The 19,976-nt window shown below is 35.4% G+C and carries 19 protein-coding genes; 3 read left to right on the top strand and 16 right to left on the bottom strand.

The window, feature by feature from the left end; translation table 11 throughout:
- On the top strand, positions 1 to 1,200 hold the full coding sequence (locus GQR94_RS09175; RefSeq protein WP_158975211.1) for a glutamate-5-semialdehyde dehydrogenase: 1,200 nt from the start codon (positions 1 to 3) through the stop codon (positions 1,198 to 1,200).
- Between the two features lie 28 nt (positions 1,201 to 1,228).
- Entirely contained in the window at positions 1,229 to 2,071 is an 843-nt protein-coding gene (gene ablB / locus GQR94_RS09170; RefSeq protein ID WP_158975210.1) for a putative beta-lysine N-acetyltransferase, read from the top strand.
- A 411-nt stretch (positions 2,072 to 2,482) separates the two neighbouring features.
- On the opposite strand, the gene GQR94_RS09160 is transcribed toward ablB, so the two are convergent.
- From GQR94_RS09160 to GQR94_RS09095, 14 genes are all read right to left on the bottom strand, one after another.
- A complete protein-coding gene (locus tag GQR94_RS09160) occupies positions 2,483 to 2,914 on the bottom strand; it encodes a lipocalin family protein (protein WP_158975209.1) in 432 nt (143 codons plus the stop codon).
- A gap of 288 nt (positions 2,915 to 3,202) precedes the next feature.
- Positions 3,203 to 3,889: a GNAT family N-acetyltransferase gene (locus GQR94_RS09155; protein ID WP_158975208.1), complete on the bottom strand. Its 687-nt coding sequence runs from the start codon at positions 3,887 to 3,889 to the stop codon at positions 3,203 to 3,205.
- 143 nt (positions 3,890 to 4,032) lie between these two features.
- Positions 4,033 to 4,398 (bottom strand): hypothetical protein, encoded by a 366-nt coding sequence (locus GQR94_RS09150; RefSeq protein WP_158975207.1) that lies wholly within the window; start codon positions 4,396 to 4,398, stop codon positions 4,033 to 4,035.
- Positions 4,399 to 4,552: 154 nt separating this feature from the next.
- Positions 4,553 to 5,302 (bottom strand): hypothetical protein, encoded by a 750-nt coding sequence (locus tag GQR94_RS22465; protein WP_199271555.1) that lies wholly within the window; start codon positions 5,300 to 5,302, stop codon positions 4,553 to 4,555.
- Positions 5,303 to 5,345: 43 nt separating this feature from the next.
- A complete protein-coding gene (locus tag GQR94_RS09140; RefSeq protein ID WP_158975206.1) occupies positions 5,346 to 6,062 on the bottom strand; it encodes a hypothetical protein in 717 nt (238 codons plus the stop codon).
- A 202-nt stretch (positions 6,063 to 6,264) separates the two neighbouring features.
- Complete coding sequence (locus tag GQR94_RS22460; protein WP_199271554.1) at positions 6,265 to 7,014, bottom strand: hypothetical protein; 750 nt, start codon at positions 7,012 to 7,014, stop codon at positions 6,265 to 6,267.
- A 108-nt stretch (positions 7,015 to 7,122) separates the two neighbouring features.
- Entirely contained in the window at positions 7,123 to 7,938 is an 816-nt protein-coding gene (locus GQR94_RS09130; RefSeq protein ID WP_158975205.1) for a hypothetical protein, read from the bottom strand.
- Positions 7,939 to 8,021: 83 nt separating this feature from the next.
- Positions 8,022 to 8,771, bottom strand: coding sequence for a hypothetical protein (locus tag GQR94_RS22455; RefSeq protein WP_199271553.1), 750 nt, complete (start codon positions 8,769 to 8,771; stop codon positions 8,022 to 8,024).
- Positions 8,772 to 8,885: 114 nt separating this feature from the next.
- Complete coding sequence (locus tag GQR94_RS22450) at positions 8,886 to 9,635, bottom strand: hypothetical protein (RefSeq protein ID WP_199271552.1); 750 nt, start codon at positions 9,633 to 9,635, stop codon at positions 8,886 to 8,888.
- A gap of 43 nt (positions 9,636 to 9,678) precedes the next feature.
- Positions 9,679 to 10,395 (bottom strand): hypothetical protein, encoded by a 717-nt coding sequence (locus GQR94_RS09115; protein ID WP_158975204.1) that lies wholly within the window; start codon positions 10,393 to 10,395, stop codon positions 9,679 to 9,681.
- Between the two features lie 202 nt (positions 10,396 to 10,597).
- Positions 10,598 to 11,323, bottom strand: a complete 726-nt coding sequence (locus tag GQR94_RS09110) for a hypothetical protein (RefSeq protein WP_158975203.1) — start codon at positions 11,321 to 11,323, stop codon at positions 10,598 to 10,600.
- A gap of 41 nt (positions 11,324 to 11,364) precedes the next feature.
- Positions 11,365 to 12,780 (bottom strand): PAS domain-containing sensor histidine kinase, encoded by a 1,416-nt coding sequence (locus GQR94_RS09105; RefSeq protein ID WP_158975202.1) that lies wholly within the window; start codon positions 12,778 to 12,780, stop codon positions 11,365 to 11,367.
- Positions 12,781 to 12,896: 116 nt separating this feature from the next.
- Positions 12,897 to 13,448, bottom strand: a complete 552-nt coding sequence (locus GQR94_RS09100; RefSeq protein ID WP_158975201.1) for a CopD family protein — start codon at positions 13,446 to 13,448, stop codon at positions 12,897 to 12,899.
- Positions 13,448 to 16,585 (bottom strand): glycosyl hydrolase, encoded by a 3,138-nt coding sequence (locus GQR94_RS09095; protein ID WP_233268666.1) that lies wholly within the window; start codon positions 16,583 to 16,585, stop codon positions 13,448 to 13,450. Before GQR94_RS09095 ends, GQR94_RS09100 begins: the two co-directional genes overlap by 1 nt.
- A gap of 152 nt (positions 16,586 to 16,737) precedes the next feature.
- Here GQR94_RS09095 and GQR94_RS09090 point away from each other — a divergent pair, with 152 nt between their 5' ends.
- Positions 16,738 to 17,556, top strand: coding sequence for an EcsC family protein (locus GQR94_RS09090; protein WP_158975200.1), 819 nt, complete (start codon positions 16,738 to 16,740; stop codon positions 17,554 to 17,556).
- A 3-nt stretch (positions 17,557 to 17,559) separates the two neighbouring features.
- Here GQR94_RS09090 and GQR94_RS09085 read toward each other — a convergent pair whose 3' ends face one another.
- Both GQR94_RS09085 and hemH read right to left on the bottom strand, forming a co-directional pair.
- Positions 17,560 to 18,936 carry an MATE family efflux transporter gene (locus GQR94_RS09085; RefSeq protein WP_158975199.1) on the bottom strand — a complete coding sequence of 459 codons (1,377 nt, stop codon included), beginning with the start codon at positions 18,934 to 18,936 and terminating at the stop codon, positions 17,560 to 17,562.
- Entirely contained in the window at positions 18,936 to 19,967 is a 1,032-nt protein-coding gene (hemH, locus tag GQR94_RS09080; protein WP_158975198.1) for a ferrochelatase, read from the bottom strand. Before hemH ends, GQR94_RS09085 begins: the two co-directional genes overlap by 1 nt.
- Between the last annotated feature and the right edge of the window lie 9 nt (positions 19,968 to 19,976).

Below are 19,976 nucleotides of genomic sequence, written 5' to 3'. Positions count from 1 at the left end.
ATGAAATTGATACCAACAGAAATTAAAAATAACGTGTTAAGCTCCATGATTCAAATTTTAAATGAGAATCGAAAGGAGTTACTTAATGCTAACGAAAAAGATCTTGAATTATTTACTAAAGAAGATCAAGCCATGTATGATCGATTGGTGTTGAATGATAAAAAGATTGATGAAATGATTCTGGCGGTCACCAAGGTTAAATCTCAAAATGATCCCGTTCACAAAGAAATATCAAAAAAGGAATTGGATAATGGTTTAACAATTATCAATAAAACAGCTCCTTTCGGTACCATCATGATTATTTATGAATCACGACCTGATGTTACTATAGAAGCTGCAGTTCTTGCCTTTAAGGCGAATAATAAAATTTTATTAAAAGGAGGAAAAGAAGCCATCTATAGCAATAAGATTCTTGTTGATTTTTGGCATCAAGCTTTAATAGAAAATGATTTACCAACACACTATATCCAGTTATTGGTAATGAATAGAGAAGAAACTCAAGCATTCCTGAAAAACCCTACTGAGAAACTTGATTTAATTGTTCCAAGAGGCGGAGAAAAGTTAATTGCCTTTGTAAAAGAGCATGCAAAATGTGCGGTATTGGTAAGCGGAAGAGGAAATAACTTTTTATTTGTTGATGAAAATGCAAATTGGGAACAAAGTATACAAGTTATTTTAAATGCTAAAACCGATAAAATATCTGCTTGTAATGCCCTTGATAAAATTCTGATCAGCACCTCGATTGATAATTATCAAGAAAAGCTAAATAATTTAGAAACTATTTTAGAAAATAATGGTGTTTCTATTCTTGCAGATACCGATATAAGAAAGGTTTTAAAGGATGCCACACCAATACCCAATGAAGAAGTCTGGAAAGAAGAATTTTTAGCTTTGAAGTGTTGCATTGGCGCTGTCGATTCTGTGGACCAGGCGATTATTAAAATAAATAAGAATTCTGGTGGTCATTCTGCTACCATTATGACAACGGACCCTAGCAAAGCTCAAGTTTTTATGGAGCAAGTAGATTGTGCTGCTGTATATCAAAATGCTTCTACACGGTTTACGGACGGCGGACAAATGGGTGTTGGTGCAGAGTTAGCAATAAGTACCGATAAATTACATCATAGAGGCCCCTTAGGGCTAAATGAACTGGTTACCAACAAGTATTATTTCTTTGGGGACGGTCAAATTCGAAATTAACAGCATCATTAAAACTATATAAACCAAAATGTTCGATACCATTGAAAAAATAGAAGGAGCCGTATTACGTCATGGAAAAACGCATAGTCGTTTGTACTTAACGCAGTCCACCGAAAATAATTGGGACGCACTCATCCCAAAAATGAAAGACCTAGCGCATAAAAAAAAGTATGATAAAATTATTGGCAAAGTTCCAGAACAAGCCATTGGGGTGTTTGAATCTAATGGCTTTCATATTGAAGCAAAAATACCAGGTTTATATAATGGCAATACAACGGGGTACTTTTTATCGGAATACCTAAACGATAAACGCCGCCAGAATGATGAACAAGCTTTAAAAACAATTGCTTCTGTAAAAGCTATAGCGCAGGCTGCTAAAAGTTCTTCTGAAGAGGGTTACATGAGTTTGCCTACTAATTTTACGGTCCGGAAGCTTACTGTAAATGACTATGCTACCTTAGCTAATTTACATAAAGAAGTGTTTAAAGCACACTCACTTCCTATCCATGAGGAAGCCTATCTTCTAGAATTAGCAGAACAAAGTCATGAATTTTATGGCCTTTTTAAGGAAGAGGAACTCATTGTTTCTACTATCCTTCATATTCATGAAAAAGAATTGAATATTGAGATTGTAGATTTTGCTACGCATCCTGATTATAACGGACAAAACTTATCGTATTATCTTCTCCAAGAAATTAAAAAGAAGAGTGATAAAGGAGCCTATAAAACTATTTATGCTTTGGTTAGAGCAACTTCCTACGGGCTAAACATTACTTTTAGTAAGCACGGCTTTCATTTTGGAGGTACGCTGTACAACAATACGGTAATAAGAAATAGTTTAGAGAGTATGAATGTATGGTACTCCAATTAAATTGGGTTACTGTACTGTTTTCTAAACACTTCCTAGTCTGGACCCCTTCCACTAAGTTTTATTACAAGTGTGCGTTTAATCGACGTTCTATTTTGTTTACTTTCGGCAAAAATGCCACCAGTTCATATCGCGAGTTAACTGATATCCTATTTTTCATACAAGGGTATCGCCGCATTTCCTTTTGTAGTGTGTAGGATGGAAAGCTTACAAACGAAAATTATCCTTATACAACCAAGAACATTTTAGGCGTTCCCGTTAAGACTTTACACCAATAAAGAGAGACCTATTATGGGAAATAAAAAACTGTGAAGCCTGTTTTTTATTCGTCTAAAGGTTTCGCAATAAAACCAAAAAAAGCCAAGACACTTTAGTTTAAAGTATCTTGGCTCTTTTATATAAATTAATGATCAATTATTTACGGATATAGATGCTTCTTTCTGTTTCCGTCTCTCCATTCGACTCATACTCATTGATAATTGTAAGTGTATTCCCATCAATGCTGTACATTCCCTGTTCTACATCTCCTTCGCTATATGTAATAGCTAACAAACCTTCAGAGAGAATAGCCCAAGTTCCAGTATCGCTATCACTATCCTTTTCACATTCATCGGGATCTCCTGTAATACTTCCGTAAGCTTCAAACTCAAAAGACATATCTTCTCTAAAAATCAATGTGAATTTTTTAGAACAATCATCCACTTCTTCTAATTCTCCATTATCATTTTCATCTTGAAAAAAGCCCCAGGAGCCTATTAATGGGTTTCCAGAATCATCATCATCGCTACTACAAGATGTAAAGAAAATACCAAGTAATGCGGCTGATAGTACTAATAATTTTTTCATGTGTAAGTTGTTTAGGTTTGTTATAAATGCCTACTTCTCTTTAAGGTCTTTTTCAGCTTATTCAGACCTTAAAATTCTTTATTTCGCAACAATAATTCGTCTAAAATCATAAGAACTTTAAGTCTATCTAACGCAAGTACCCTGAAAATATTCTATTATAAAGTAGCCTAAAGTTTCAAAAAATGGTTCCGAAAATTACATCCGAAACATTTTGCCACAACAAGGTTCTCAGAATCACATTATTACGCAGTATCTGAGATAAATTGAAATATGTATTTGCTATTTTTTTTATTTACGGGAAAAATGCCACCAATTCATATCCCGAGTTAACTGATAACCTAATCTTTCATATAAGGGTATTGCCGCATTTCCTTTTGTAGTGTGTAGGATGGGTTTCTTATTATTTTTTAAAATTTGCTGAGTTACATGGTATACCAATTGCTTAGCCAACCCTCTTCGTCCGTAGTCTGGATGCGTTACTACTGCGCTTACCTCTACGAAATCATCAGTTTGCATGCGCTGCCCTGTGACCGATACTAATTTACCTTCTTTAAATATCCCGTAGTATTCCCCCATTTCAAAGGTTCTTTTGCGGTAATACCCAGGCATTACAAGCCATACTAGATTGTAAATATCCTCCATATCATCGTCTGTAAGGCGCACTATCGTCTCAGTTATTGGCGTTTCAATCAAAGAATTGAGTACCATCTGGCAGCCTTCTATTTTTCGATTTAAGATAATACGATTGCTATCATAGGAAGGAACACCAAACTCAGAAACCAGAAAAAAACTATCACACGATTTCGCATAGGCATTTAAGGCTTCGGCTGTGTTGGCAGCACCTGTAAAAGCCCCAAACGGACAAACTTCTGGATTATAAAACTTAACTCCGTTATACGTAACCAAAAACTTTTCATGTGTTTCGCTAAGCGCAAACCATACCGGATTCTTCAACGTTTCTTTAAAATGACTCATGATAATAACAAATAAGAAACAAATATAGGTATAGCAGAAAACACTTTAGTCTCACTATACCTATACTTCGCTTAAAAAACGCCAACATCTTACCAAAATTTCACTGCCGCAACTACACCACTAGATTCACTCAAGAGGTGGAATTACTTCTTCGTATTCCAATCCCTAATTTCGGTATGGATTTCTTTGGGCGTACGCTGTCTTCTTTTTGCTAGGTTTTCTATAATCGTATTAAAACTGCCTTTTTCATATTCGGTATCTTCATCTAGTACATTTGGATAATGTGCTAAATACTCATCACGAACGGCTAACCACTGTTCTTCTAGATCAAAATCAAGAGCAGAAGCTTCTACTCCGCCATTATTAACAGGGTGCTCTATCTCTTCATTCGCATTTTTTGTAGCTTCTAGATCTCGAGGCTCTTGATCTAAACTGTGATTTTGCTGGACCGTATTGTCCAAACCTCCGTACTTTCTATCCTTATGTTGATTTTTATTATCTGTAATCATATCTTTTTATTTTAGTTCTGAAAGAATAAAATTACAAAACGACAACCCCGCTACTTGCTCTATCGGGTTTATAACTACCCTAAAAGAGTACGGATTGAGAACTAGCAGCTCTCCTTGTGCTAAAACATAAGGATTTACTCATGCATGTGCTACGCTACCACCCACCAATTTTCTTGCGTACTGCTTGTTGTTCTTTTGTAGCTTCAGGAGTAGAAATATAACTTGGATATAAGGGTTTAGGAAAACCTTCTGCTTTTCTGCGTTCAAAATCTTGCTCGCGGTATTCATCAAAAGCTTTTGCAGGTGGTAAGGGTCTATTTTTATCCATATACCACACATAAAAACTCCACCATTCTTCTGGGTCACCATCTGCTAAATCGTAATTACCTCTGCCAACTCCTGAATCATATGGGTTACGAGCTGTTAGTTTTGCTCCTGCTAATGTAGCGTCAGCACCACTCATAATAACCCTGTAAACCGTAGCTCTGGTAAAGGTAGTTGTAAAATGCGGATAAAAACCATAACTAGGGTAGGTCATTATACCCGTAAAACGGTTTAACGTAAGTATCTTATTAGGTATTGCAAAGCTATACAACCAAAATAAAGCGCTAATAATAAAAAAAGTAGCACATCCCCAAAAAAAATTTATATCAAATACTGCCACATCTGAAAATAAAGTAGTTACAGTAAAAATTATAGTAACAAAAACACCTAAAACAAAAAAACAAAGTGCACCTATACTTACTCCTTTTGAAGCTAATAAAAGTTGAAATTGTTCCTGATTAAATGTTTCCTTTTTATTATCGCTTTCTTGCTCAAACCATTTCGTCACCTTATCCTCTGTTGGATAGGTAAGTATTTTAAAGGGTAATGGAGCTTCCCTCCACCAACTCTTTTTTGTCATTTTATTGTAGTATTTACGCTATATATTTAAAAGTAATACAATATTACCAACCACCAATCTCTTTACGTTGTCTATGCTGTGATGGAGTGCGTTCTGGTGTGTGAAATGTACCTGGAATTAAAGGTTTAGGAAAACCCTCAGTTTTTCTGCGTTCAAAATCTTGCAACCTGTATTCATCAAAAGCAGTACCTGGAGGTAAAGGTCTGTTTTTATCCATATACCAATTCATAAAACACCAATCTTCCAAAATATCTGCACCCATGACATCTGTACTTGTAAAACCATTAGGGTGCATTAATGACAATCTTGGCGGAGTAGGAGATACACCTGAATTTTTAACGGACCATGCTACTAAGCAATCTTCAAAAGGCATGGTGAATGGTTTGAAATAAAAATAATTTGGGAACGTGATCATCCCATTCATTCTATCTAAAATTAATTCTTTTTTTGGGTGATTATGATAATAAAAAATTGATAAACTGCCGGCTAAAACAAGTAAGAATGAAAATCCAAAACTTATCTCTTTATTAATGCTGAATCTTCCTATAATGTAAAGTAATGAAATACCATATATGAAAAAGCCGATATATTTATAGCTATCAGTTATGAGTGCCTCATTTAATATGAAAAACTTATCATCTACTCGAATATAATATTCAGGATTATTTGCCTCTTCTTTTTTAATACGTCTAATAATATCTCTGTCCACACAATGGGGTAAATACCCACCATATTTACCATATCTTTTTTTTATTTTCATTTAATGACGATTTAAAATGCCCTTAGCCCGCTTAGCGCTGCTGATCTCAATTACTAATTTTAAGCTTACTGTTGTTGTTCCACTTTAACATCCCCCACCCTGCGGGCACCCCCTTCAAAGAGGGAATTGTAGGTGTTGAAAATGTATTCTTTTTTGTTCTCAGTTGTGTATGGTTCCTTATGTTATTTGTTATAATTAATAATTACCACCCACCAATCTTTTTGCGTTCTGCTTGTTGTTCTTTTGTAGCTTCTGGCGTAGGTATATTACTTGGGTATAAGGGTTTAGGAAAACCTTCTGCTTTTCTTCGTTCAAAATCTTGCAACCTGTATTCATCAAAAGCTTTTGCGGGTGGTAAGGGTCTATTTTTATCCATATACCATACATAAAAACTCCACCATTCTTCTGGGTCACTATCTGCTAAATCGTAATTACCTTTGCCAACTCCTGAATCATATGGGTTACGAGCTGTTAGTTTTGCTCCTGCTAATGTAGCATCAGCACCGCTCATAATAACCCTGTAAACTGTAGCCCTGGTAAAGGTGGTTGTAAAATGAGGATAAAAACCATAACTAGGGTAGGTCATTATACCCGTAAAACGGTTTAACGTAAGTATCTTATTAGGTATTGCAAAGCTATACAACCAAAATAAAGCACTTAAAATAAAAAAAGTAGCACAGCTCCAAAAATAATTTATATCAAATTTTACATTTTCGGAAAATAAGGCTAGAAGTGTGAAAATTATAGTTACAAAAATACCTAAAACAAAAAAGCAAAATGCACCAATACTTATTCCTTTTGTTGCTAATGCAGTTTTAAATTGTTTATCATTTAAAGCTTCATCTTTACGTTCACTTTGTATTGCAAACCATTTCGTTACATTTTCATCTGTAGGGTAAGTAAGTATTTTAAAGGGTAATGGAGCTTCTTTCCACCAACTTTTCTTTGTCATTCTAATATTGTTTTTAGTCTTTAACCAATATAACTTGGTAAATAATTACTTATTTCAGAGATGTTATTTAATTTCTATATCAACTCATCGCATTGACATTTTTATTCTTTATTTGTCTATCCCGCTAGAGGTAAAATGCCTCATTAAAACGCCATCTTTCTCTATAAATTCTTCTTTCCAGAATCTTTCTCTTTCTTTTTGTTGTTCCGGAGTAGCTTCGGGTGTTGGTACATTGCTCATATAGAGTGGTCTCGGAAAACCTTCTGCTTTTCTACGTTCAAAGTCTTTTTCTCTAAAAGGATCAAAAGCACTGCCAGGTGGTAAGGGTCTATTTTTGTCCATATACCACGTAAAAAAAGAAACATCATGATAACAATCTTTATCTCCTGCATTAAGCATAGCAAAAGTATAATTATTGGGGCGTATGACTTCTAATCGAAAAGCTCCTAAACCATTTTCACCACCAGTACTGTAACAACAAATAACATCCTTAAACCGCATAGTAATATTGGGTTGGTATAATGCTCCTTCTATGGTAATTAAACCATCTCTGCGGTTTAGAATGCTTTCTTTTGGAGGCTTTGTAAAATAGTAAATAATAGAGAAAATTAATGCTGTAACAGCAATACAAACATATACCGTTCCAGGAGTACCCAATTCTTCTTTTAGTAAAAAAAACAATGCTAATAAACTGGAAAGAGAACCTCCCCCTACAATAAAAGGTAGGCCATTAGAAGTATCAGGTGAAGTAATAAATTCATCCGATGAAAAAGTAAAGATTCCACCTTTTTCCACTTCTTCTTTCGTTAGTTTCATTGGTGTATGGTAAATTATCTTTTCTACCTTATGATAATATTTTTGCAAGCCACTTTCTGCCTTTCCATAATTTTCATGTGTAATAGCTCTTGTTAAATCTTTTGCCAATGTATTTAGATAATTGTTTGTTTGTCTATTTTAGTACTATAGTAATTGAAGATACTATTATTTTCTATTTTTAAACTAACTAATTACCAACCACCAATTTTCCTGCGTACTGCTTGTTGTTCTTTTGTAGCTTCAGGAGTAGGAATATTGCTTGGATATAAAGGTTTAGGAAAACCCTCAGCTTTACGTCTTTCAAAATCTTGGTCGCGGTATTCATCAAAAGCTTTTGCAGGTGGTAAGGGTCTATTTTTATCCATATACCACACATAAAAACTCCACCATTCTTCTGGGTCACCATCTGCTAAATCGTAATTTCCTCTGCCAATTCCTGAATCATATGGGTTACGGGCTGTTAGTTTTGCTCCTGCTAATGTAGCATCAGCACCACTCATAATAACCCTGTAAACTGTAGCTCTAGTAAATGTAGTTGTAAAATGAGGATAAAAACCATAGCTAGGGTAGGTCATTATACCCGTAAAACGGTTTAACGTAAGTATCTTATTAGGTATTGCAAAGCTATACAACCAAAATAAAGCACTTAAAATAAAAAAACCTGAACATCCCCAGAAATAACTTTCATCAAAGTTGAGAACTTCATTTGTAAGTTCCAGAAGAGTTAAAATTATAGTCATAAAAATACCTAACACAAAAAAATAGAGGGCACCAATACTTATGCCCCTTGTTGCTAATGCAGTTTTAAATTGTTTATCATTTAAAGCCTCATCTTTACGGTCACTTTGTGTTGCAAACCATTTCGTTACATTTATATCTGTAGGGTAAGTAAGTATTGTAAATGGTAATGGAGCTTCCCTCCACCAACTCTTTTTTGTCATTCTATTATTGTTTTAGGTTCACACACTTTTAGAACGTTTAGCGATAAACTACATTATATTTTTATAATTTTTATTTATAATGATGTTTTATAAGTGTTTAAAAATAACCTAATCTTACCATCCACCAATTTTCTTACGTTCTGCTTGTTGCTCTTTTGTAGCTTCAGGTGTAGGTATATTGCTTGGATATAAAGGTTTAGGAAAACCTTCTGCTTTTCTGCGTTCAAAATCTTGCTCGCGGTATTCATCAAAAGCTTTTGCGGGTGGTAAGGGTCTATTTTTATCCATATACCACACATAAAAACTCCACCACTCTTCTGGGTCACCATCTGCTAAATCGTAATTACCTCTGCCAACTCCGGAATCATATGGGTTACGGGCTGTTAGTTTTGCTCCTGCTAATGTAGCATCCGCACCACTCATAATAACCCTGTAAACTGTAGCTCTAGTAAATGTAGTTGTAAAATGCGGATAAAAACCATAGCTAGGGTACGTCATTATACCCGTAAAACGGTTTAACGTAAGTATCTTATTAGGTATTGCAAAGCTATACAACCAAAATAAAGCACTTAAAATAAAAAAACCTGAACATCCCCAGAAATAACTTTCATCAAAGTTGAGAACTTCATTTGTAAGTTCCAGAAGAGTTAAAATTATAGTCATAAAAATACCTAAAACAAAAAAACAAAGTGCTCCAATACTTACTCCTTTTGAAGCTAATAAAAGTTGAAATTGTTCCTGATTAAATGTTTCCTTTTTATTATCGCTTTCTTGCTCAAACCATTTCGTTACCTTATCCTCTGTTGGATAGGTAAGTATTTTAAAGGGTAATGGAGCTTCCCTCCACCAACTCTGTTTTGTCATTTTATTGTAGTATTTACGCTATATATTTAAAAGTAATACAATTTTACCAACCACCAATTTCTTTACGTTGTCTATGCTGAGATGGAGTGCGTTCTGGTGTGTGAAATGTACCTGGAATTAAAGGTTTAGGAAAACCCTCAGCTTTTCTGCGTTCAAAATCTTGCAACCTGTATTCATCAAAAGCAGTACCTGGAGGTAAGGGCCTATTTTTATCCATATACCAATTCATAAAACACCAATCTTCCAAAATATCTGCTCCCATAACGTCTGTACTTGTAAAACCATTAGGATGTAATAATGATAATCTTGGTGCTGTAGGAGATACCCCTGAATTTTTAACGGACCATGCTACTAAGCAATCTTCAAAAGGCATGGTGAAAGGTTTGAAATAAAAATAATTTGGGAACGTGATCATCCCATTCATTCTATCTAAAATTAATTCTTTTTTTGGGTGATTATGATAATAAAAAATTGATAAACTGCCTATTAAAAAGAAAATAAAAGATAAAAAGAAATTTATTTCTTTACCAGCACCTAGCCTTAAAATAGTAATAAATAACAATAATCCATATATAAAAAATCCTATATGTTTATAGCTATCAGTTATGAGTGCCTCATTTAATATGAAAAACTTATCATCTACTCGAATATAATATTCAGGATTATTTGCCTCTTCTTTTTTAATACGTCTAATAATATCTCTGTCCACACAATGGGGTAAATACCCACCATATTTACCATATCTTTTTTTTATTTTCATTTAATGACGATTTAAAATGCCCTTAGCCCGCTTAGCGCTGCTGATCTCAATTACTAATTTTAAGCTTACTGTTGTTGTTCCACTTTAACATCCCCCACCCTGCGGGCACCCCCTTCAAAGGGGGAATTGTAGGTGTTGAAAATGTATTCTTTTTTGTTCTCAGTTGTGTATGGTTCCTTATGTTATTTGTTATAATTAATAATTACCACCCACCAATTTTCTTACGTTCTTTTTGCCAAGCAGGTTTAGCTTCAGGAGTGTTAACACCACTAGGGTATAAGGGCTTAGGAAAACCTTCTTCTTTACGCCTTAAGTAATCATTTTCACGGTATGGATCAAAAGCGCTACCTGGTGGTAATGGTCTGTTTTTATCCATATACCACACCATAAAACTCCAATATTCTAAACATTCATTAGATTCTAAAGTCCAAGTATAGTTGTATTTACGGTCTTTAATAAATATTTTTTCACCTGTTATAGCAAAATCACCAGAGGTAGTTAAGGTTCTATATACATGTAAAGAATCAAACTCAATAGTTCTATGTTCTTTATCAATAAAAGTTTTTGGATAGGTGATTTTACCATTTAAACGATCTAACACTATTTCTTTAACTGGTGCCATTATATGAATCATTAGAAAAATAAGTGCAATCAAAAAGGGGAAAATTGGTAAAATAAATACCTCTAATTCTACATTATCTTGCGTAAAAAGAATAATTAAAAAAAAAACTAATAATAATGACGCCAAAAATATGCTTGTCCAAAAATAGGTTAAGCTTATGGATTCATTTGTAACAAAAAATAAGTCATTAGCTTCTTGTATATTTAATCTTTTTCCTGGTCTTACCTTTTCTGCCTTTACTTGATGATACTCTATCTTATGCCTTATAACTTTTTCTAAAGGGGCTGCTTTCCAAAAACTGCTCATAAATCTATATTTTGTAGCGGATAAAAGAAGTTATATATAAATTACACTATCCTAGGAAACTTCACTGTAAAAACAGTTCCTTTTCCCGGTTGCGAGGTAAGATCAATAGACCCATTATAGGTTTCAACAATTGTTTTAACCATCCCTAAACCAAGACCCATTCCGCTAGATTTAGTCGTGAATTTTGGTTCAAATATTTTTTCTTTAAACTCATCTTTTATCCCAATTCCATTATCTGCAACTGAAATTTTTACAAAATTATCTTCCGATGAAACGGTTACCAATATTCTTGGAGATTCCACTTCCGGTACGGCCTGAATGGCATTTTTTACCAAGTTGGTAAGCACTCTAATTAGCTGTGTACGATCTAATTTGGCAATAATTTCTTCTTCATCGGCAATAAAATGAATGTAGCTTTCATTGAAAATATCTAATCCTAATTTTACAATTTTAACCACATTAAGGGTTTCATTTTGCTGTGCAGGCATTTCGGCAAAATTAGAAAATGCACCCGCAATATTACTCATGGTATCTATTTGCTGAATTAATGTTTTTGAATATTCTTTTAATTTATTTTTAACCTCAGGATCTGCAGGATCAAACTTTCGTTCAAAACTCTGTACGGTTAATCGCATGGGCGTAAGCGGATTTTTAATTTCATGCGCTACCTGTTTTGCCATTTCTCGCCATGCTTGTTCCCGTTCACTCTTTGCCAATTTTACAGCGCTTATTTCCAGTTCATCAATCATGGCATTATAGGCATTAATCAACTTTCCTACTTCTTCAGAAGGATTACCCACACTAATTTTTTCATTCCGTTTGGTTAAAAAAGTGGTATTCATTTTATCAGAAACTGTTTGCAATGACCTCGTAATATATTTTGAAATAATATAGGATAAGAGAATAGCAATGAGCAACATAAAAAGATAAACACCACCTAAGCGCAGTAAAAACTCTTTTAGCTCATGATCGTTAAATGAATTGTCTTCAAAATAAGGTAAATTTAGAATTCCGATAGGTTTAAACCTACCATCGGTAATGTAGGTGTATGAGGCTTGGTATTTATCTCCAGCGGCAGATTTCTCTTCTAAATACCTAGAATTGGCACTATTTTTTAGGTTATTTAAAACCTCTGGTGTCAAACACATCGAAATAGAATCGTTCTGAAATTTCGATTTTGGTCTAGAACTTTTTACTAACCCGCCTTCTAAATCATAAATATTAAAATTTACATTAAGCACATCGGCTATTTGATAAATTTCATCTTTAAAAATAAGGTCTAAATTTTCTGTTGTCGCTACGTAAGTAGTCCGTTGCAACGTATACCGTATATTTTCCTTTATCTGCTCCTCTTTACGCTCTAAACGGTCCTCATGATAATCTTTAGATTGTTCTCCATATTGATAGATGGTAACCCCAGCAATTAATACCGATGCTAAAAGCACCAAGACAATCATTGAAATAAATATGCGGGACCTGAGGGAAACTTTATTGAACACGCTTTATTGTTTGAATTTTCTGAATTCTAAAGGTAGCAATAATCACACCAAAAGATACTGAAACACACTTACTACTAAGCATTGGGGTTTTTATCGCGGATACGTTTGTAAAGTTTAATGCCTAACATAAGTAATACCCCTAAAGCTATGATCCCTACAACGCCATAAACCCAGCTAATAGTACTTTTTAATACCACTAAAAAAACTATGGCAAATAAAATAATAGTAGCACCTTCATTCCAAATACGCATAAATTTAGACGTATACTTTATTTCATCGCGCTGCAATTGCTTAAATATCTGGTGGTTTTTAAGGTGATAAAAAATTAGCAGCACAACAAATCCTAATTTTACATGCATCCATGGTTGTTGCAACCAAGCAGGAAATAGTATTAGCAACCAAACCGCGAATAATATGGCTAAAATGGCCGAAGGCCAGGTAATGATATACCATAGCCTTTTGGTCATTAATTTAAATTCTTTTGTTAAGATCTCTTTTTCTGGAGACGGTCTTAATGCCGCTTCTATATGGTTTATAAATAGTCGTGGAACATAGAAAAGGCCCGCAAACCAAGTGATTACAAAAATTAAATGCAATGCTTTTATATACCCGTATAGTTCTGTCATTATTCCTCTACAAATAAGTAATTAAGTTTTAGCTGATTGAATTCTTCATTAAAACCTTTAATCTCCTTACTAATCAGCGCATCAAAAGTACTTAATTGTGCATTTATTTCAGCTGTCAATTCATTTTTAACTACAATATCTTGTGCGGTAGGCGGAAAATCATCAATAGCCACCAAACTATTTAAATGCCCGAGCTTATTTGTTAATTTAATCGGGAAATTTAAAGGATCTTGTCCGCTTCTATTTTGTGTTTGATACAAAGCCTTCTCTACGGCGCCAAACTTCTCTTTCATTGCTTTTGCTTTCTCCAATAAAACCTTCGTTTGTTCATTGCCTTTATATTGCTTTGAAAAAGCATCTAGTTGCTTGGTAATATTTCTGATTTTCTCAATAGAGGTATGCGCTTTATCAATGGTCGTATTAATATCGGTGATATAATCAAATTGCTTTTGCATAGCTACCACGGAAGCCTCTGCTCTAGGATCTGGTAAAATTTTAAATGCTTCAGTGCTACTTTTTCCATTCACCGACAAACTCACTTGGTACGCTCCAGGAACTGCTTTTGCTCCTTCTAAATTTGCCCACCATAAAATCATCCCATCTAACTTTTTAGCACCTTTACCACGGGTATCCCAAACATGGGTATTGCCCCCTTTTTTAAGTTCTAATTTCTTGTCTTTATCCTTCGCTGTATTTGAAAAAGAAGCTAGTGTATCTCCTTTCATACTTAAATACGTTAAGGCGATACTGTCTTTTTCATTTACTGTATTCAAATAGAAATGGGTAACCACTCCGTTAGGATGGTTTTGACCAGCTGTTTTAGACGGTTTTTTACTTGCCCGTCCTTTAGTTCTGTAACTGTCTTTAGGCTGAAATAAAATAGTCGCTTTATCTTTATCAGAAGTATTGAGTTGATGCAACACTGTTAGATCATCAATCATCCATAAACTTCTACCCTGTGTGGCCACAATTAAATTATCATCCTTGATCGCTAAATCTGTAATAGGTACAATAGGCAAGTTCATTTGAAACGGATTCCAGTTTGCTCCGTCATCAAAAGAAATATACATTCCTGTTTCAGTACCAGCATAGAGTAACCCTTTTCTTTTAGGATCTTCACGCACTACTCTAGTAAAGTGTTCCTTAGAAATACCATTGGTAATTTTACTCCACGTTTTACCATAATCTGTCGTTTTATATAAGTAAGGCTCAAAATCTCCTAATTTATAACGTGTTGCAGCAACATAGCATGTTCCTGCATCAAAAGCCGAAGGCTCAATACTATTGATCATAGCCCATTCTGGCATATTCGTAGGCGTTACATTGCTCCAAGAGGCACCACCATCTTTGGTGACATGAACCAAGCCATCATCACTACCTACCCAAAGCAAGCCTTCTTTTAGCGGACTCTCATTCGCTGCAAAAATGGTACAGTAATATTCTACACTTGTATTATCTTGTGTTATGGGTCCACCACTAGAACCTAGTTTTGTAGGATCATTTCTAGTTAAATCTTCACTTAAAAGTGTCCAGCTTTGCCCTTCATTTTCTGATACATGCACATGGTTAGAAAATGTATATAATTTCTTCGGATTATGTTTACTGAAAATAATTGGAAAATTCCATTGAAAACGATATTTCATGGCTTCTGCACCAGCTCCCATAGGATTATCTGGCCATACGTTAATTCCGCGAACCGTTTTTGTTTTATGGTTTACGCGTGTTAGAAAACCATCATAACTACCGCCATATACGATATCATCATTTTTAGGATCTACAGCAATCCATGCAGATTCTCCCCCAGCTGTTTCTTCCCAATCATTTTCATCAATACTGCGTCCGTCACTTCTGTGATTGATGCGAATGGTAGAATTATCTTGCTGCGCTGCATAAATACGATACGGAAATGAATTATCTGTAGTCACCCTGTAAAATTGTGCGGTGGGTTGGTTGTAATACGTACTCCATGTTTCGCCACCATCATATGATATTTGTGCACCACCATCATCGCCAATAATCATTCGGTTAGCATTTTCTGGAGCAATCCAAAGATCATGATGATCTCCGTGAGGAGCATTAAAGGTTGAAAATGTTTTACCACCATCACTAGACTTATGATAGTTTACATTCAGTACATACACCACATCTTCATCTTCGGTATCGGCATAAATACGCGTATAGTACCAAGCACGCTGACGCAATTTACGCTCATCGTTTACTTGCGTCCATTTTTTACCTCCGTCATCACTGCGGTACAAGCCTCCTTTTTCTTTGTTTTCTACAATTACCCAAACGCGATCAGAATTTTTTGGAGAAACAGTTACCCCAATAATCCCTACAGTATCTTTTGGGAAACCTTCGTTTTTAGAAATTTCCGACCATGTATCACCACTATCTGTACTTTTCCACAAGGCAGAACCATCACCTCCACTACTTAAACTATAGGGCGTACGTTCTGCGCGCCACGTAGATGCATATAAAATTCTAGGATTATTAGGATCAAAAACCAAATCTACAGCACCAGCCTGATCATTTACGAAAAGTGTCTTTTTCCAATTTTTACCCCCATCTGTACTTTTATAAATACCACGTTCTTGTGTAGGTTTATAAATATTTCCTAATACGGCAGCATAAACAATATCAGAATTTGTTGGATGCACCCGAAGTCTAGGCACGTGTCTACTTTTATCAAGTCCTACGGACGTCCATGTTTTACCTGCATTTTCAGTTTTCCAAACGCCATAACCAGAAGATACATTCCCACGCAGCGTTTTTTCGCCACCACCCACATAAATTACATTTGGGTCGCTTTTAGAAACTTCAATAGCGCCAATGCTACCGCCAAAAAAGCCATCAGAAATATTTTCCCATGCTCTACCACCATTTGTAGTTTTCCAAACACCACCACCCGTTGCGCCAAAATAAAATAAGTTTGGCTGATTGGGCACTCCCGTTACGGCCGCAGAACGACCCCCGCGAAAAGGACCTATTAGCCTATAATCCAAACTAGAATATAAAGCTTCAGGAATTTGAGTCGTTGTTTGTTTAGATTTTTTTCTTTTTTGCGCAATTGCTGTTAGCGGCAACACACAAAGCAATAGCATAATCATGCCATTTTTGAGGTAGTTGGTGGTCATAGTAAGTTATTAAAATTAGTCGTTTGTAAATTAAGGAGTTTTGAACGTTTATGAAAATATAATTTCCTTTATAGCATGAACTTTCTAAAAAAGATGTAACAATTGAGTACTTTTCACTACTCATACTATAGATTAAACAAATTCCTGAATTCATGTCTAAACTCACCTCAAGTACTAAATTAGCCGAAAGCGATTTAAAAATTCTAACCCATGCGAAACAGCAAATGGAAGAAATTGGCTGGGCGATGAAAGGTTTAAACAGTGTTGGGAATATCATTCAGAATAAAGTAGAGCTACTCCCACAAAAGCAACAAAAATGGTTGCAAGAAGCTAGCTACAGTGCATTACAAAAAGTGGTGAAAACCAATTTGCTTTCCATGAAAACAAACAAGGTAATTTCTTCTCCATTAAACAATACCTATAAGGCCGTTGTAACTTCTTCTGGTATTTTAGGCGGAACTTTTGGGGTCATTGCTTTTTCTGCAGATTTAGCCGTTGCCACAAAATTTATGATGCGTTCCATAATGGATATCGCTCGAAGCGAAGGGGAAGACCTAATGGAGTTAGATACCCAGTTGGCCTGTTTACAAGTTTTTGCCTTAGGAGGAAAAAGCAAACATGATGACCATCTTGAAACTGGATATTATGCCACCCGCATTACACTAAGTACTACGGTTAAAGGAGCTACAAATGGCGCCGGAAAATTAGTAGGCAGTATGCTAAAAGGAAGTTCTAACCCATTTCTGCAAATATTAGGTGCTATTGCATCTCGATTTAGTATTCAGGTTTCTGAAAAATTTGTTGCACAAGCCATTCCTATCTTGGGTGCTGCTGGCGGAGGTGCTATCAACTTAGCATTTATACACCATTTTCAACGCATGGCACATGCCCATTTTGCTATTAGAAAATTAGAACGCAAGTATGGAGAGGAATTAATAAAACAGTCTTATGAAGGCATTATATTAAGCTAGAAATCAGCTTAATTCTTTCTTCATTTCCTTTCTTAAATAATATCCAGTAACAATCGTCGCTAGCACATCTGCAATAGGAAATGACAACCAAACGCCTAATTCGCCCATATAGTTTGGTAAAATTATAATCAACGGTATAAAAAAGAAACCTTGTCTCGTTAATGTCAATAATAATGCTGGTGTTGCTTTTCCGATTGCTTGAAAATACGCCGCACCTATTAACTGCAATGCAATAATTGGAGTAGCCGCAAACACTAAACGCATAGCCATTGGGGTGTGTTCTAAAACATAGGCATTCATCGCCAGTTCACTTGCAGAAATACCTTCCTTAGAACTCAAAAATAAAGATGCTATTTCCGCAGGAAAAATCATTAACCCAACAAATACAACGCTTGCCATGATTGCTGCATATTTTATTGCCGTAGAAATACTTTCTCGTACCCTTTGGTATTTTCCTGCACCATAATTAAAACCCGCAATAGGCAAAAACCCTTGAGTAACTCCAAATACAGGAAAAAGTGCAAACATCAACATCCTGCCTACAATAGCGTAAACGGCGACCATTGCTTCGCCTCCTAAACCAAACAGTATATTATTCATCAATAAATAAACAATACTCGTCGTTGCCTGCCTTGCCAAGGTTACAAACCCTAAAGAACCTATTTCCTTTAAAATAGGAAGATGAAATTTTAGGTGCGACCATCCGATTTTAAGTTCTGAGTTTTTCGAGATGAAGAAATAGAGCACATATGAAAAACATAACACGTACCCAATAGTAGTTGCCCATGCGGCTCCAGCCATTCCCCAATCAAAAATATAGATGAAGATATAATCCATCACAAGATTTCCAATAGAAGGAATAATCATCGCAATCATCGCAAATTTTGGCTTCCCTTCTGCCCTAATAACGGTATTGCCCATCATACAAAGGGCTAGAAAAGGCACTCCGTATAAAACAATGGTGTAGTAGACTTTTGCGGGATCAAATATTCTACCCTTTCCCCCAAATGCCGGGATAATAGAATCAACATACGTTAACCCTAAAATAACCATAATGATGGTTATTAAAAGGGTCAGCGCTATTTGATTTCCGAATGTTTTTAATGCTTTTTCTCTGTTATTTGCCCCTAAGGCACGGGAGATAATACTAGACCCGCCAATCCCGACGGACATCCCCAATGCTGCAATAAAAAAAGAAACAGGTAATACTACATTTATTGCCGCAATAGCAATAGAACCAATCCAATTCCCAACAAAGATGGAATCTACCAATACATTAAGAGACATCACTAAGATACCAATGGATGCAGGTACAGCTTGTTTTACAAGTAATTTACCTATAGATTCAGATCCGAGTTGATCAGCGGAGACTTTTGCCATTATACAGGCAGTTTTTCAGTTTTTTCCCAGTTGTTTAACCATTCTGCCATCACAGAAACCCATGAATCATCATCATTTAAACAAGGAATATGCTTATAGGTATCTCCTCCTGCTTCTTGGAATTGCTCTTTACCTTCCATAGCGATTTCCTCAAGCGTTTCTAAGCAATCTGAAACAAACGCAGGTGTAATCACAGCCAAACGCTTCTTTCCTTCTTTCGGGAAACGCTCAAATTCAAAATCAGTATACGGTTTCAACCAGGGATCATTTGGTAGTCTTGACTGAAAAGACACACTTACTTTATCTTCTGGCAAGCCTAAATATTTCTTTACACTCTCCGTAGTGTCATAACATTGATGACGGTAACACGTGTTATGTGCTACAGAATTTGTCTGGCAACAGCTTCCGTCTATTTTACAATGAAATTTTGTTGGGTCTGATTTTCGGATATGACGTTCAGGAATTCCATGATATGAAAACAAGATATGATCATACTCAAAGCCTTCTAAATGTTTTGCAATGCTTTCGGAAAGGACTTTTATATAGTCTTCATTTTTATAAAAAGCAGGCAAGGTGGTTATTTTCATCTCTGGAAAAAACTCATCTTTTACTTCCATGGTTTTCACCACAACAGTTTCAAAGGAAGACATGGCATAATGCGGATACAGAGGCACTAAAATAACATCATCGACACCCTTGTCTTTCAACTCTTGCATTGCCTTTTTAATGCTCATTTTACCATAACGCATTCCTAAGGCCACGGGCATTTGAATTTGGGTGCTCACTTTTTTAGCAAATCTTTCAGAAATAACGACCAATGGAGAACCTTCATCCCACCATATTTTAGCATAGGCTTCAGCAGATTTCTTAGGTCTTGTTTGAAGAATAATACCTCTTACAATGATATTTCTAAGAATATTTGGAACGTCAATTACTCTTTCATCCATCAAAAATTCGTCTAAATACGGCTTAACATCTTTAGCCGTAGGACTTTCTGGCGAACCCAAATTAACCATTAATACTCCTTTCATAATCTTTAA

It is taken from the genome of Cellulophaga sp. L1A9 (assembly GCF_009797025.1).
Taxonomy (GTDB): Bacteria; Bacteroidota; Bacteroidia; order Flavobacteriales; family Flavobacteriaceae; genus Cellulophaga.
This window is presented reverse-complemented; position numbering and strand designations above follow the sequence as displayed.

Coding starts and splice junctions, on each gene's coding strand:
- GQR94_RS09175 (WP_158975211.1), top strand. CDS start 1: ATGAAATTGATACCAACAGAAATTAAAAATAACGTGTTAAGCTCCATG.
- ablB (WP_158975210.1), top strand. CDS start 1,229: ATGTTCGATACCATTGAAAAAATAGAAGGAGCCGTATTACGTCATGGA.
- GQR94_RS09160 (WP_158975209.1), bottom strand. CDS start 2,914: ATGAAAAAATTATTAGTACTATCAGCCGCATTACTTGGTATTTTCTTT.
- GQR94_RS09155 (WP_158975208.1), bottom strand. CDS start 3,889: ATGAGTCATTTTAAAGAAACGTTGAAGAATCCGGTATGGTTTGCGCTT.
- GQR94_RS09150 (WP_158975207.1), bottom strand. CDS start 4,398: ATGATTACAGATAATAAAAATCAACATAAGGATAGAAAGTACGGAGGT.
- GQR94_RS22465 (WP_199271555.1), bottom strand. CDS start 5,302: ATGACAAAAAAGAGTTGGTGGAGGGAAGCTCCATTACCCTTTAAAATA.
- GQR94_RS09140 (WP_158975206.1), bottom strand. CDS start 6,062: ATGAAAATAAAAAAAAGATATGGTAAATATGGTGGGTATTTACCCCAT.
- GQR94_RS22460 (WP_199271554.1), bottom strand. CDS start 7,014: ATGACAAAGAAAAGTTGGTGGAAAGAAGCTCCATTACCCTTTAAAATA.
- GQR94_RS22455 (WP_199271553.1), bottom strand. CDS start 8,771: ATGACAAAAAAGAGTTGGTGGAGGGAAGCTCCATTACCATTTACAATA.
- GQR94_RS22450 (WP_199271552.1), bottom strand. CDS start 9,635: ATGACAAAACAGAGTTGGTGGAGGGAAGCTCCATTACCCTTTAAAATA.
- GQR94_RS09115 (WP_158975204.1), bottom strand. CDS start 10,395: ATGAAAATAAAAAAAAGATATGGTAAATATGGTGGGTATTTACCCCAT.
- GQR94_RS09110 (WP_158975203.1), bottom strand. CDS start 11,323: ATGAGCAGTTTTTGGAAAGCAGCCCCTTTAGAAAAAGTTATAAGGCAT.
- GQR94_RS09105 (WP_158975202.1), bottom strand. CDS start 12,780: ATGATTGTCTTGGTGCTTTTAGCATCGGTATTAATTGCTGGGGTTACC.
- GQR94_RS09100 (WP_158975201.1), bottom strand. CDS start 13,448: ATGACAGAACTATACGGGTATATAAAAGCATTGCATTTAATTTTTGTA.
- GQR94_RS09095 (WP_233268666.1), bottom strand. CDS start 16,585: ATGACCACCAACTACCTCAAAAATGGCATGATTATGCTATTGCTTTGT.
- GQR94_RS09090 (WP_158975200.1), top strand. CDS start 16,738: ATGTCTAAACTCACCTCAAGTACTAAATTAGCCGAAAGCGATTTAAAA.
- GQR94_RS09085 (WP_158975199.1), bottom strand. CDS start 18,936: ATGGCAAAAGTCTCCGCTGATCAACTCGGATCTGAATCTATAGGTAAA.
- hemH (WP_158975198.1), bottom strand. CDS start 19,967: ATGAAAGGAGTATTAATGGTTAATTTGGGTTCGCCAGAAAGTCCTACG.